This is a genomic window from Rhizobium mesosinicum (assembly GCF_019511345.1).
GTDB lineage: Bacteria > Pseudomonadota > Alphaproteobacteria > Rhizobiales > Rhizobiaceae > Rhizobium > Rhizobium mesosinicum.
Genome location: NZ_JAEUAK010000005.1, coordinates 486982 through 501039 on the forward strand (window position 1 = coordinate 486982; position 14058 = coordinate 501039).

A 14058-nucleotide genomic window follows, 5' to 3' on the forward strand; every position below is an offset into this window, starting at 1 on the left:
AAAAATTTAAATCGTTTGCATTGATCGATTGCATGCCGGTTTCATCGTGTTATGGTAGCCGCAATCCAGCACGGAATATCCTCAGTGACCGAATCCTCTCAATTGCAACGGGGTGAAAATCCGGAAGGCACGCAAAAGCGTGGCAAGCCGACGTTGCGCACCATCGCGACGTTGACCGGTCTTGCGGTAACCACAGTTTCCCGTGCGCTCAGCGACGCACCGCAAATATCGACCGAGACGCGCGAACGCGTCCACCGCATCGCCCGCGAGATCGGCTACCTGCCGGACCGGGCTGCTCAGCGCCTGAAGACGGGCCGTACCAATGTCATCAGCATCCTTCTCGATCCGCATCAGGAAGTGGTCGGCTTCGGCACCGCGATCATGTACGGCATTGCAAAGGCGTTGAAAGAGACATCCTATCACCTCGTCGTCGCCCCGAACTTCCTGTCGAAAACCGACCTCGAAGCGGCAGAATATATCGTTCGCAACAATTTCGCCGACGGCCTGATCTTCACGCGGACGGAACCATTCGATGCGAGGGTGCGGATGCTGCAGGAGGTCGGCTTTCCCTTCGTGTCTCACGGCCGCACCGAGTTTTCGACACCACACCCTTACGTCGATTACGACAATTATGCCTTCGCCTACGAAGCCACCCGGCGCCTGATCGCCAAGGGAAGGAAAAGGTTCACGGTCATCATGCCGCCGAAGCGGCTGACCTTCAGCCAGCACATCCTTCACGGCTTCATGACCGCCGTGCGCGAGGCCGGCGTCGCCTATGAGATATCGGAAGCGGTCACGCTCGATTCACCGGCTAACGAGATAAGAGATTTCTTCCGCGCGCGCGCCGCCGCACCCGATGTTCCCGATGGCTTCGTCTGTCCGGGCGAGGTTTCCGCACTGGCGCTTGTCAGCGCCATGGGTGATGCGGGCCGCGTTCTCGCGGAAGACTACGATATCGTCGCAAAGGAGACATCACATCTCCTCACCCATCTGCAGCCGAAGATCGAAACCATCTATGAAGATCTGGTGGAAGCTGGCGAACATCTCGGCCAGATGCTTCTTCAGCGTATCAGCAATCCGGCAGCGGAGAGCCAGAGCCTGCTCCTGCCGCCGCAGATCAATTTCCGGTAACTTAAGCCGCGTCACGACCGGCTGTCGGCTTATCGCGGAAGGCGAAGACTTCGACCGGCTCCCCAAGGCCACGCAGAGGAAAAGTGCCGAGATTGTCCATCTCTTCCGTGCAGGTCGCCATCTCGACGAAAGCGCGAGACAAAAGTACCGGCCGCTTAACCTCCTTGGTCAAGGTTTCAAGCCGCGAGGCGACGTTGACTGCCGGACCGATGACCGTGAAATCCAGCCGCCGACGCGAACCGATGTTGCCGTACATGACGTCGCCAACGTGGACCCCGACACCGTAGCGCAGGGGATCACGCCCCAGGCGCTGATGTTGCTCATTCAGTTTCGCCATCGCCTCCTGCCCTTCACGGATCGCCGTCAGCAGATCCTCGCAGGCCGAAGGCTTCGACAGCGGGAAGATGGCGAGCAATCCGTCGCCCATGAATTTTAGGATTTCGCCGCCGTGCCGCTCAATCGGATCGGACATGGCATCGAAATAGTCGTTGAGCAGATGAATGACGTCATCACGCGGCCAGAGGTCGGAGATCGCCGTGAAATCGCGCAGGTCGCAGATCATGATCGCCGCGCCAACGGTCGTGCCGCTGCCGCGGGTAATGACGCCGGAGAGAATCTGTTCGCTTGCGTGCGGCCCCACATAGGTCTGCAGCAGCGTGCGCGCCATGATGTTCTTCAGCCGGATTTCGCTGACGAGCGTCAGGGCGGGCAGAAGATCGCGCAGGAAATCCACGTGTTCGCTTGTAAAACCGCCCGGCCGCTTGGTCGAGAAGGTGACGACGTGTCGCTTTCCGAACGTATGATCGATCGGCCAGGCGATATATTCGGAATAGCCGTCGTCGCGCAGTTCCTGGAAGAAGGGATAGTCGTCGCCTTCCCACAAATCCTCCAGGTTTTTCCGCACCTCATTGGCTCCGCTATGGATCTCGTTGACCGGGCTGTTGAGGAATTGCGGCGTGGTCTCCACCCCGTAGGCAAAGGTGTCGATCTTCGCCTCGTCCATGCCTTCCACCCACAGGATGCGGGCGCCGATCCATTGCGGATGGTTGGTGCGGAAATGCAAGCTCGACCGGTTCACCGGCACGCCCGCTGCCAATAGCCGCTTGCACATCTCCACCAGGATATTGTCGATGAAACGCTCGCTGCGGGTCTCGTTGATCAGCCAATCGAGAATTCGGCGCCTGCGAATTGGCCAGACGCCTTCGGCAGCTTCGCTTGCCGGATCAGTCGCTTCGAAAGAGGGCCTCATAAAAAACTCCCGCTACGCCACATTCAACGAATACACCGGGCCGAATGTGGGCGATAGCGGACCGAATGATAAGAGGCTTCGCAAAGATAAACCTCAGAAATCCCAGTCTTCGTCCTCGGTCGCGACAGCCTTGCCGATGACATAGGAGGAGCCGGAGCCCGAGAAGAAGTCGTGGTTCTCGTCCGCATTCGGCGAAAGCGCCGACAGGATCGCCGGATTGACCTTGCAGGCTTCGGCCGGGAACAGCGCCTCATAACCGAGGTTCATCAGCGCCTTGTTGGCATTGTAATGCAGGAACTTCTTGACGTCCTCAGTCAACCCGACGCCGTCGTAGAGCGCTTCCGTATATTTCGCTTCGTTGTCGTAGAGCTCGAGCAGCAGGTCGAAGGCAAAGTCCTTGATCTCCTGCCGGCGCTCTTCGGAAAGCCTTTCAAGTCCGCGCTGGAACTTGTAGCCGATATAATAGCCATGCACCGCCTCGTCTCGGATGATGAGGCGGATCATGTCGGCCGTGTTGGTAAGCTTGGCGCGGCTTGACCAGTACATTGGCAGATAGAAGCCGGAATAGAAGAGAAAGCTTTCGAGGAAGACGCTGGCGACCTTCTTCTTCAGGGGATCGCCGGACGCATAGTGCTCCATGATCAGGGCCGCTTTGCGCTGCAGGAATTCGTTTTCTTCCGACCAGCGATAGGCGTCATCGACATCAGGCGTCAGGCAGAGCGTCGAGAAGATCGAGGAATAGGAGCGCGCATGCACCGCCTCCATGAAGGAGATGTTGGAAAGCACCGCCTCCTCATGCGGCGTGACCGCATCCGCCATCAGCTTGACGGAACCGATGCCGTTCTGGATCGTGTCGAGCAGCGTCAGCCCGGTGAAGACGCGGATCGTCAGCTGCTGCTCGACCGGCGTCAGCGTCCCCCACGAAGGGATGTCGTTCGACAGCGGCACCTTCTCCGGCAGCCAGAAATTGCCGGTCAAGCGGTTCCAGACTTCGAGATCCTTGTCGTCTTCGATGCGGTTCCAGTTGATGGCGCGCACGCGGGAGATCGGCTTTACGGCGATGTTCATGGTAATTATGTCCTTCCAACAGATTGATGGCTATCGGAGCCCCCTCACCCTGCCCTCTTCCCGAGGGGAGAGGGGACGTCGCGCCTGCCGCAGATGTCTTCTCCCCATCGCGGAGAAGGTGCCGGCAGGCGGATGAGGGGACCGCTCGCTCAAAGGCTCGCGGCCGAAATCAACTCACAGCGTACAAGACACACAACCCTGCACCTCGGTGCCGGATAGCGCCATCTGGCGAAGGCGGACGTAATAGATCGTCTTGATACCCTTTTTCCAGGCATAGATCTGGGCGCGGTTGATGTCGCGCGTCGTTGCTGTATCGCGGAAGAACAGCGTCAGCGACAGGCCCTGGTCGACATGCTGGGTGGCTGCCGCATAGGTATCGATGATCTTTTCCGGCCCGATCTCGTAAGCATCCTCGTAATAATCGAGATTGTCGTTGGTCATGAACGGCGCCGGATAATAGACGCGGCCGATCTTGCCCTCCTTGCGGATCTCGATCTTAGAGACGATCGGATGGATCGAGGAGGTCGAGTGGTTGATATAGGAGATCGAGCCGGTCGGCGGCACCGCCTGCAGGTTCTGGTTATAGAGGCCCGAAGCCATCACGGCCTTCTTCAGTTCCAGCCAGTCTTCCTGCGTCGGGATATGAATGCCGGCATCGTCGAACAGCGACTGAACCTTCTCGGTCGCCGGCTTCCATTCCTGCTCGGTATATTTGTCGAAATATTCGCCCGAGGCATATTTCGATTTCTCGAAGCCCTTGAAGCTTGAACCGCGCTCAGCCGCCAGGCGATTAGAAGCGCGGATCGCGTAATAGGTAACCGTATAAAAATAGATATTGGTGAAATCGACGCCTTCCTCCGAACCGTAATGGACACGCTCGCGGGCGAGGTAACCATGCAGGTTCATCTGGCCAAGACCGATCGCGTGGCTGTCGTCATTGCCCTTCTCGATCGAGGGAACCGACGAGATATGACTCATGTCGGAAACGGCGGTCAGTGCACGGATCGCGGTCTCGATCGTCTTGCCGAAATTGGATGAATCCATCGCCATGGCGATGTTCAGAGATCCGAGATTGCAGGAGATATCCTTGCCGAGATGCTTGTAGGACAGGTCGTCGTTGAATTCGCTGGCCTCGCTCACCTGCAGGATTTCCGAGCAGAGGTTGCTCATGCTGATACGCCCGGCAATCGGGTTTGCCCGGTTCACCGTGTCTTCGAACATGATGTAGGGGTAGCCGCTCTCGAACTGAATTTCGGCGATCACCTGGAAGAATTCACGCGCCTTGATCTTCCTCTTGGTGATACGGGCGTCCGCCACCATCTCGCGATACTTTTCCGTCACGGAGATTTCGGTGAAGGGCACGCCATAGACCCGCTCCACGTCATAGGGCGAGAAGAGGTACATATCCTCGTTGTTCTTGGCGAGCTCGAAGGTGATATCGGGCACGACGACCCCAAGCGACAAGGTCTTGATGCGGATCTTCTCGTCGGCATTTTCACGCTTGGTATCGAGGAAGCGCATGATATCGGGGTGGTGCGCGTTGAGATAGACTGCACCGGCCCCTTGCCGCGCACCAAGCTGATTGGCATAGGAAAACGAATCTTCGAGCAGTTTCATGACGGGAATAATGCCGGAAGACTGGTTTTCGATCTGCTTGATCGGCGCACCAGCCTCGCGGATATTCGTCAGCGACAGCGCGACACCGCCGCCGCGCTTGGAAAGCTGCAGCGCCGAATTGATGGAGCGGCCGATCGATTCCATATTGTCTTCGACACGCAGCAGGAAGCACGAGACGAGTTCACCGCGCTGCTTCTTGCCGGCATTGAGGAAAGTCGGCGTTGCCGGCTGGAAACGGCCGGTAACGATCTCTTCCATCAGATCGCGGGCAAGCTGCTCGTTGCCTCTGGCAAGCGCCAGCGCCACCATGCAGATTCGGTCTTCGTAGCGCTCCAGGTAGCGCTTACCGTCGAAGGTCTTCAGCGTGTAGCTGGTGTAATATTTGAAGGCGCCGAGGAAGGTCGGGAAACGGAATTTCTTGGCATAAGCTTCGTCGAACAGGTCGCGGACGAAATTGAAGGAATATTGATCGAGGACCTCCTGTTCGTAATAGCCTTCGCTCACCAGATAATCGAGCTTCTCCCGGAGATTATGGAAGAACACGGTGTTCTGGTTCACATGCTGCAGGAAATACTGCTTGGCCGCCATGCGATCCTTGTCGAGCTGGATCTTGCCCTCATCGTCATAGAGGTTCAGCATCGCGTTCAGCGCATGATAATCCAGCGCTTCCACGGCCTTTAGCGGCTTTGCGCCCGCATCCCGCGTCAGGTTTGTTCCCGTGTCCAAAATCGTCCCATCCCGTCTTTGACATTGGCGACATCCTCTGCAGTCCCCAGAAGCTCGAACCTGTAGAGGTAAGGCACCTGGCATTTCTGCGAGATCACGTCGCCGGCAAGCCCGTAGGTCTCGCCGAAATTGCTGTTGCCCGCGGCAATCACGCCGCGGATGTTGGAGCGGTTTTCCGCATCGTTGAGGAAACGGACCACCTGCCTGGGCACGGCACCTTTTCCGCCGTCACCGCAATAAGTGGGCGAGATCAGCACAAAGGGTTCGCGAATGTGGATGTCTTCAGCGCCAGCGGGAATGCGCGCCGCGCGCAGTCCCAGCTTCTCGACAAAGCGATGGGTATTCTCGGACCGGCTGGAATAATAGACGATCAGACCCACCGCTTTTTTCCAATCAGGAGAGGGCGCTGATCATATCGGGACGGAAGCCCGCCCAGTGGTGCTCGCCGGCAACGACGACCGGAACCTGCATGTAGCCCATGCCGCGCACCCGATCGAGCGCGTCGGCATCCTCGGAGATATCGATGATTTCATACTCGACGCCCAGGCGGTCGAGGGCGCGATAGGTAGCGGTGCACTGAACGCAGGCAGGCTTGCTGTAAACGGTAACGCTCATCATGTTCCTCGTGATGTCAATGGATTCCGGACGCAGGAGTAGGATCGGGCGCCTGCGGCGTCCGGGGCAACGTTTAAGAATGATCTGACAAAGTCGGCGCTTTACACGCCAGGCATTATCCTCTGCGGAATCTGCGCGGGCGGCGGTTTTGATACTCTCGACATGACTTCAACCCCGAAGTGCTCATGCGGAAGTGCGAGGCAGCGTAACAGGCACGGATAGATTCCGCATTCATACACGCGACCTTCCGGACACCCCGCCCGTGGACGTTTTATTCAAGGCAGGTCTCCTGGCTTACGGGTCGAAGCCCCTGCCCCAGCCTTCCCAAAGCCTCATGCTTCAGTGACCTGAAATCGGACAGTTGCTCGCCGCTTACAGTTGCGGGGGCAGCTCCGGCCTTGTCGCGCCCTCATGGCAAAACGCACCGTATTCCCATCTTAGCCTGCGATCCCTAGCGAATCGAAGGAACCTTGAACACTAGATATAGTACGCGAATCCCGGTTTGCGTCAACAGATGGTTTGTGCATCGCGTTACGGCATGTTTGAAATCACTGCATTCCTGTGAAGAACGTGGTTAACCGATGATTAAAGAAAGCAGGCTGTGGAGAAGGCCCCAAGGAAGAGAATCGGACTGTAACCGGCTCTGCGATTTTCGATTCCCGATTCATGCCCGGCTCGCGGACGGGGGCATCGCGCAATAGGCCGACTTTGTATTCGGGGCAGCCTCGGTTTCGGCAGATCCCGGAACAACCATGCCACAGGCGCGCACCTTCCTCACACTGCTAAAATGACAAACTTTACGTCTTCATCTGGAGAAGACGAAGCGCGTTCATCGTCACCAATACGGTCGCGCCCGTATCGGCAAGGATCGCCGGCCACAGGCCGGTAATGCCGGCAATAGTGGTGCCGAGGAACACCGCCTTCAGCCCGAGAGCCATGGTGATGTTCTGCATGACGTTGCGCATCGTCCGCTTCGAGAGCTCGATCATGCGGGCGACATCGCCGACCCGTCCATGCAGCACAGCCGCATCCGCCGTCTCCAGCGCCACGTCGGTGCCACCACCCATGGCGATGCCGACATCGGCGGCGGCAAGCGCCGGCGCGTCATTGATGCCGTCACCGACCTTGGCGACGAACAGCCCTTCGCGCCTGAGTTCGCCGACGATGCGCTGCTTGTCCTGCGGCAGCAACTCACCGCGCCAGTCGATGCCGAGATCGCCGGCAACGGCGGCCGCCGTGCGCTTATTGTCGCCGGTCAGCATGATGGCACGCACACCTGATGCCTTCAGCGTCGCAAGCCCGCTCTTGGCGTCTTCGCGCGGTTCGTCGCGCATGGCGATCAGCCCGGCAGCGACGCCATCGACAAGCAGTACCGAAACGCTCTTGCCCGCGCCGTTCAAAACAGCAACCTGCTGATCCTGCTCGGCATTCAGTACGCCGCGCTCGCGCGTTGCCGGCGGCGACAGAAGATCGAGCGTCTCGCCACCAACCTTGCCAGTCATGCCCTTGCCAGGCAGTGCCTCCAGCTCGAAAGCCGGCGGCACTGGTACGCCATTAGCCTTGGCGCGGTTGAGGATCGCGAGCGCCAGCGGGTGGCTGGAACCCTGCTCCAGCACCGCAGCCCGCGACAGCACCTGCGCCTCCGTGCGTCCGTAGCCAATGATATCGGTGACCTGCGGTTTGCCTTCGGTCAGCGTTCCGGTCTTATCAAATGCGACCGCCGTTACCTTGCCAAGCGATTCCAGAACCGCCCCGCCCTTCATCAGCAACCCGCGGCGCGCCCCCGCCGACAGCGAAGCGGCAATGGCTGCGGGCGTGGAAATGACCAACGCGCAGGGGCAGCCGATCAGCAGGATCGCAAGGCCCTTGTATATCCATTCACCCCATGCCCCACCTATCAGCACCGGTGGCAGAACCGCCACCAGAGCCGCCACGACCACAACACCAGGCGTATAATAACGCGAGAACCGGTCGATGAAGCGCTCGGTCGGCGCCTTGGATTCCTGCGCCTCCTCCACCAGCTTGACGACGCGGGCGATCGTATTGTCCGCGGCAGCGGCCGTTACGCGGACGCGCAACGCCGCATCTCCATTGACCGTGCCGGCAAAGACCGTCTCGCCCGCGCCCTTGCGCACCGGCGTGCTTTCGCCCGTTACCGGTGCTTCATCGATGGCACTTTCACCGGAGAGAATTGTGCCGTCGGCTGAAATCCGATCTCCCGGCCGCACGAGAATGACAGAACCAACTGCGAGCGTCTCGGCCGGCACTTCCTTCACCTCACCGCTTGCCTCAAGAAGCGCGTTCTTCGGCACCAGCGTCGTCAACGACTGGATGCTGGCGCGCGCTTTGCCGGCGGCGACCCCTTCCAACAATTCACCGACGAGGAAGAGGAAAACGACTGTCGCCGCTTCTTCCCCGGCATCGATGATGACAGCGCCGACGGCGGCAATCGTCATGAGCATCTCGATAGAGAAAGGTGTACCGGAAAGTGCCGCCATGATCGCGCGGCGCGCGATCGGCACAAGCCCGACCAGCATAGCGACGATGAAGGTATAGGAAGCGATCGAGGGCACCAGATGGCCCAGCACATATGCAACGACGAGCGCAAAGCCGGAGAGGATCGTCGACCGTCCCTTCTTGCTCTGCCACCAAGAGCCTGCCATCGGGCCGTGATCATGGCCATGCAGGCCCGGGACATCCTCGGCGCCATGCGAATGCTCGTGACTGGATCGGTCGCGAGCTTCATGGTCGTGGTGATCATGATCCTCATGCCCATGATCGTGGTTTTCATGGACATGATCATGGCCGGCCTTGCGATCACGAACGGGGGCCTTACCGGTGAGTGGAGCGACCGAATAGCCGAGCCCGGTCACTTTCTTCTCGATTGCCCTGAGATCGCTGCTGCCGTCGTGGCGCACGGTCATTGTACCCGCCGTCACCGAAACGGAGACATCCTCGACCCCGTCCATACGCCTGACGGCCATATCGATTTTCGTCGCGCAGGCGGCACAATCCATGCCACCGACCCTATACCGTGCCTGTGCTGCTTCGCTCATGATCCAGATCCTTGCTTATAGGCAGCATCCTTCCTACATCCTCTAGCGACTAGAGGTGCAAGAGGAAAATCATGAAAAAGATCACCATCGGTGAAGCCGCCCGCCAGAGCGGCGTGAAGGTGCCGACGATCCGCTATTATGAGAGCATCGGCCTGCTTTCCGAACTGAGCCGTAGCGAGGGCAACCAACGCTCCTACGAACCATCAGACCTCGACCGCCTCGCCTTCATCCGCCACGCCCGCGAACTCGGCTTCGAGATCGAGGCGATCCGCACGCTGCTTCACCTGCAAGACGATCCGCATCAGCCCTGTGCTTCCGCCGATGCCATCGCCAAGGCGCGCCTGATCGAGGTCGAGCAGCGCATCCGCAGCCTGAATGCTCTGAAGGCCGAGCTGGAACTGATGGTCGAAGGCTGCGGCCATGGCCGCGTCGATCAGTGCCGTGTCATCGAGGTGCTCGCCGATCACGGCAAGTGCGCCCATCCGCATCACTGACACTTGCGCTCGTTCCCCGCCCGCGCCAAGAAGGCGCAATGAAACAGAAGACGATCGCGATCATCGGCGGCGGCCCCGCCGGCCTTTCGGCTGCCGAGGTGCTGTCGGCAACCGGCCATGCCGTTTCCGTCTATGACGCGATGCCGACCTTCGCCCGCAAATTCCTGCTCGCCGGCAAGTCCGGCCTCAACATCACGCATTCGGAAGATTTCGGGCGTTTCGCCACCCGCTTCGGTGATGCCAATGCCAGCCTCCGCACCGCCCTCGACGCCTTCACCCCGGCCGATATTCGCGCCTGGGCAGCCGGGCTCGGCACCGAAACCTTCGTCGGCTCTTCCGGCCGCGTTTTCCCTAATGCCATGAAGGCTTCGCCCCTTCTGCGGGCCTGGCTCGCCCGGCTGGAAAGCGCTGGTGTCAGCTTCTTTCCCCGCCATCGCTGGGTCGGCTTTACTGACGAGGGGCATGCATTCGAAACGCCTGATGGCCGCAAGGTCATCTCCTGCGCTGCGACACAGTTCGCACTCGGAGGCGCCAGCTATCCGCGTCTCGGCTCGGACGCCGCCTGGGTGCCGTTATTTGTCGGACGCGGCATAACGATCGCCCCATTTCAGCCCGCCAATTGCGGCTTCGATGTCGCCTGGAGCGACCTCTTCCGTCGCTTCGCCGGACAACCGCTGAAATCGGTCACGGCAACGTCGCGCGCCGGCACATTTCCTGGCGAGTTTGTCATCACTCGACACGGCATCGAAGGCAGCCTCATCTATGCACATTCGGCCGCCTTGCGTGATGACCTGCGGCAACATGGTCAGGCAACGCTTTCAATCGACCTCGCCCCCGGTCGCACGCTGGAGCGTCTGTCTCGTGATCTCGCCCGGCAGGGCGCTAAGTCGAGCTTCTCCAATCGCCTGCGCAAAGGCGCTGGCATCGATGGCGCAAAAGTAGCACTCTTGCGAGAGCTGTTACCGGAAGCAAATCGATACGACCCTCAAGAACTGGCCGCCGCCATCAAAGCCTTGCCTGTCCCGCTGCTGCGCCCACGCCCCATCGCTGAGGCCATCTCGTCGGCCGGCGGCATCACCTTCGCTGAAATTGACGAGACTTACATGCTGAAACGTCTCCCCGGCGTCTTCGTCGCCGGTGAGATGCTGGATTGGGAAGCGCCGACTGGCGGCTATCTGCTCACCGCCTGTTTCGCCACGGGCCGCGCCGCTGCAAAGGGCCTCGACGCTTGGCTCGGCCGAAGGTGACGGCAAAGGCTGCACGCCGACATGCGACCGATGGGCACGCAACTGTCTCAGAAATGCGACACGGACCATCGGGAAAATTCTATCCCTAGAATCTGCCGTCATGCCGGCCTGATTGCAAAGCTGCCGCATTTACATCAGAATATGCGCAAGTTCCGTGGGAGGAGCCTCGATGCACGAACAATCCGCGCATGCGGAGCATGTCTATACGTGCGCCCAGCAGAATTCCGCTGCGGCCAGCTCTCCAATCGTGGCTTCCTGGCGCCGCTGCATGACCATGTACCAGCTGGCGCCGGAGGATAAGCGCGCGCCCCTGCGCCTCACCGAGCAGGAATTCGGCCTGGCGCGGGAGCAATCCGAACAGCTGATCGCCGATGCTCGCGAGGAACTCGACCGTCTCTTTGCGACTGTCGGCAAAGCCGGCTGCTGCCTGTTGCTGACGGATCGCAGCGGCATTGCACTGGAGCGTCGCGGGGCCTCGGGCAACGACAAGGATTTTTACGATCTCGGTCTGTGGACCGGTTCCGTCTGGACCGAAGCCAGCATCGGTACCAACGGCATCGGCACCGCGCTTGCCGATGACAGAGCCGTTGCCGTCTTCCGGGATCAGCATTTCTACTGCTCCAACATCAAGCTGAGCTGCACCACAGCTCCGATCCGCGATCATCGCGGCCTTCTGGCAGCCGCCCTCGACATCTCGACCTGCCGTGACGATGTCAACGAAATTACGCTGAGCATCCTGTCGCAGGCTGTGCGGGATGCGGCGATGCGCATCGAGCTCAATCTGTTCCGCTCCGCCTTTGCCGGCGCCCGCTTCGTCATGGTGCCGGCCGGAGTCAATTCCGCTAATGCACTCCTCGCCGTCGATCGCCATGACCTCGTTCTCGGCGCCACGCGAGCCGCCCGCCTCGCCCTCAAGCTGGACGACGTGCGCATCGCTGCCGGCCTTCCCGCCTCCGATGCGCTGCATGAAGGCCGCGTCTCGCAGGAAGAGGAGATAGCAGAGGCCGAAAAGGCCGCGCTTCGACGAGCCCTGTCTCGCACCCATGGCAACGTTTCCCAGGCCGCCGCAGCCCTCGGCATCAGCCGTGCTACACTGCATCGGAAGATGAAGAAGCTCGACCTGCACTGACATCGTGCGAAAGGCTTGATCACGATTTCGTGGCGGCACCGGAACCTGTCGCAACTCTGCGACACTGTGCGCTGCGGTATTGGCAAGCTGCCCTGTTCCCTCAGACAAAAGCAGCACAGATTTCCTCCCACTGGTTCGTTCCGGAACCTGTTCATCAAGGGAGGATGACATGCTTCATCAGAAAATCGTCGAATCGCCGTTCAAGCTGAGATACGGCAACTATATCGGCGGCGAGTGGCGCGAGCCGATCGGCGGCAGATATTTCGACAACGTCACGCCAGTGACCGGCGGTAAGCTCTGCGAAATCCCGCGCTCGGATGAAAAGGACATCAACGCCGCGCTCGATGCCGCCCATGCCGCGAAGGAAAAATGGGGCCGCACCTCTACCACCGAGCGCTCCAACATCCTCATGAAGATGGCCCAGCGCATGGAAGACAAGCTGGAGCTTCTGGCCCAGGCTGAAACCTGGGACAACGGCAAGCCGATCCGCGAAACCATGGCGGCCGACATTCCGCTCGCCATCGACCACTTCCGCTATTTCGCTTCCTGCATCCGCGCTCAGGAAGGCACGATCGGCGAAATCGATCATGATACCGTTGCCTACCACTTCCATGAACCGCTCGGCGTCGTCGGCCAGATCATTCCCTGGAATTTCCCGATCCTGATGGCCGCCTGGAAGTTGGCCCCGGCCCTTGCCGCCGGCAACTGCGTCGTCATCAAGCCGGCCGAACAGACACCCGCCTCTCTGCTTCTCTGGGCAGAAATCGTCGGCGACCTGCTGCCGCCCGGCGTACTCAACATTGTCAACGGTTTTGGTCTCGAAGCCGGTAAACCGCTCGCATCCAGCCCGCGCATCGCCAAGATCGCCTTCACCGGCGAGACGACGACAGGCCGCCTCATCATGCAATATGCCAGCCAGAACCTCATTCCGGTGACGCTGGAACTCGGCGGCAAGTCACCCAACATCTTCTTTGCGGATGTGGCAGCCGAAGACGACGATTTCTTCGACAAGGCGCTCGAAGGTTTCGCCATGTTCGCGCTGAACCAGGGCGAAGTCTGCACCTGCCCGAGCCGCGCTCTCGTCCAGGAATCGATCTATGACCGCTTCATGGAGCGGGCCGTCAAACGCGTCGAAGCCATCAAACAGGGCAACCCGCTCGACCCGGAAACGATGATCGGCGCGCAGGCCTCTACCGAGCAGATGGAAAAGATCCTCGCCTACCTCGATATCGGCAAGCAGGAAGGCGCACAGGTGCTGGCCGGCGGCTCGCGCAACGATCTCGGCGGTGAACTGTCTGCCGGCTATTACATCAAGCCGACCATCTTCAAGGGCCACAACAAGATGCGTGTGTTCCAGGAAGAAATCTTCGGCCCGGTCGTCTCCGTAACCACCTTCAAGGACGACAAGCAGGCGCTCGAGATCGCCAACGATACGCTCTACGGCCTCGGCGCTGGTGTCTGGACCCGCGACGCCAACCGCGCCTATCGCTTCGGCCGGGAAATCCAGGCCGGCCGTGTGTGGACCAATTGCTATCACGCCTACCCCGCCCATGCGGCCTTCGGTGGTTACAAGCAGTCCGGCATCGGCCGCGAAACGCACAAGATGATGCTCGACCACTACCAGCAGACCAAGAACATGCTGGTCAGCTACAGCCCGAAGAAGCTCGGCTTCTTCTGAGAAGCAGTCGCTTGTGCTAATATCGCGCCTCCTCCCTTCACGGGGAGG

At 60.0% G+C, this 14058-nt stretch carries 11 protein-coding genes and 1 riboswitch; of the genes, 5 read left to right on the plus strand and 6 right to left on the minus strand.

Annotated elements, in window-relative coordinates; all coding sequences use genetic code 11:
- Window positions 1–84: 84 nt before the first annotated feature.
- Complete coding sequence (locus JNB85_RS16810) at window positions 85–1131, plus strand: LacI family transcriptional regulator (protein WP_220335462.1); 1047 nt, start codon at window positions 85–87, stop codon at window positions 1129–1131.
- A 1-nt stretch (window position 1132) separates the two neighbouring features.
- On the opposite strand, the gene JNB85_RS16815 is transcribed toward JNB85_RS16810, so the two are convergent.
- The 6 genes from JNB85_RS16815 to JNB85_RS16840 form a co-directional block, all read right to left on the minus strand.
- Window positions 1133–2380, minus strand: coding sequence for an adenylate/guanylate cyclase domain-containing protein (locus tag JNB85_RS16815; protein WP_220335463.1), 1248 nt, complete (start codon window positions 2378–2380; stop codon window positions 1133–1135).
- Between the two features lie 93 nt (window positions 2381–2473).
- Complete coding sequence (nrdF, locus tag JNB85_RS16820; RefSeq protein ID WP_220335464.1) at window positions 2474–3448, minus strand: class 1b ribonucleoside-diphosphate reductase subunit beta; 975 nt, start codon at window positions 3446–3448, stop codon at window positions 2474–2476.
- A 174-nt stretch (window positions 3449–3622) separates the two neighbouring features.
- Window positions 3623–5791, minus strand: a complete 2169-nt coding sequence (gene nrdE, locus JNB85_RS16825) for a class 1b ribonucleoside-diphosphate reductase subunit alpha (protein WP_220335465.1) — start codon at window positions 5789–5791, stop codon at window positions 3623–3625.
- Window positions 5770–6171: a class Ib ribonucleoside-diphosphate reductase assembly flavoprotein NrdI gene (nrdI, locus tag JNB85_RS16830; protein WP_220335466.1), complete on the minus strand. Its 402-nt coding sequence runs from the start codon at window positions 6169–6171 to the stop codon at window positions 5770–5772. The genes nrdE and nrdI overlap by 22 nt, the downstream gene beginning before the upstream one ends.
- Window positions 6172–6184: 13 nt before the next feature.
- Window positions 6185–6406: a glutaredoxin-like protein NrdH gene (gene nrdH, locus JNB85_RS16835; protein WP_220335467.1), complete on the minus strand. Its 222-nt coding sequence runs from the start codon at window positions 6404–6406 to the stop codon at window positions 6185–6187.
- Between the two features lie 262 nt (window positions 6407–6668).
- Window positions 6669–6894, minus strand: a riboswitch (cobalamin riboswitch).
- Window positions 6895–7203: 309 nt separating this feature from the next.
- Window positions 7204–9462 (minus strand): heavy metal translocating P-type ATPase, encoded by a 2259-nt coding sequence (locus tag JNB85_RS16840; RefSeq protein ID WP_220335468.1) that lies wholly within the window; start codon window positions 9460–9462, stop codon window positions 7204–7206.
- A 71-nt stretch (window positions 9463–9533) separates the two neighbouring features.
- On the opposite strand from JNB85_RS16840, the gene JNB85_RS16845 reads away from it, so the two are divergent.
- From JNB85_RS16845 to adh, 4 genes are all read left to right on the plus strand, one after another.
- Window positions 9534–9956, plus strand: coding sequence for a MerR family transcriptional regulator (locus JNB85_RS16845; RefSeq protein ID WP_220335469.1), 423 nt, complete (start codon window positions 9534–9536; stop codon window positions 9954–9956).
- A gap of 38 nt (window positions 9957–9994) precedes the next feature.
- Window positions 9995–11203 (plus strand): TIGR03862 family flavoprotein, encoded by a 1209-nt coding sequence (locus JNB85_RS16850; protein ID WP_220335470.1) that lies wholly within the window; start codon window positions 9995–9997, stop codon window positions 11201–11203.
- Between the two features lie 169 nt (window positions 11204–11372).
- Window positions 11373–12332, plus strand: coding sequence for a helix-turn-helix domain-containing protein (locus JNB85_RS16855; protein ID WP_220335471.1), 960 nt, complete (start codon window positions 11373–11375; stop codon window positions 12330–12332).
- A 169-nt stretch (window positions 12333–12501) separates the two neighbouring features.
- On the plus strand, window positions 12502–14010 hold the full coding sequence (gene adh, locus JNB85_RS16860; RefSeq protein ID WP_220335472.1) for an aldehyde dehydrogenase: 1509 nt from the start codon (window positions 12502–12504) through the stop codon (window positions 14008–14010).
- Window positions 14011–14058: the final 48 nt, after the last annotated feature.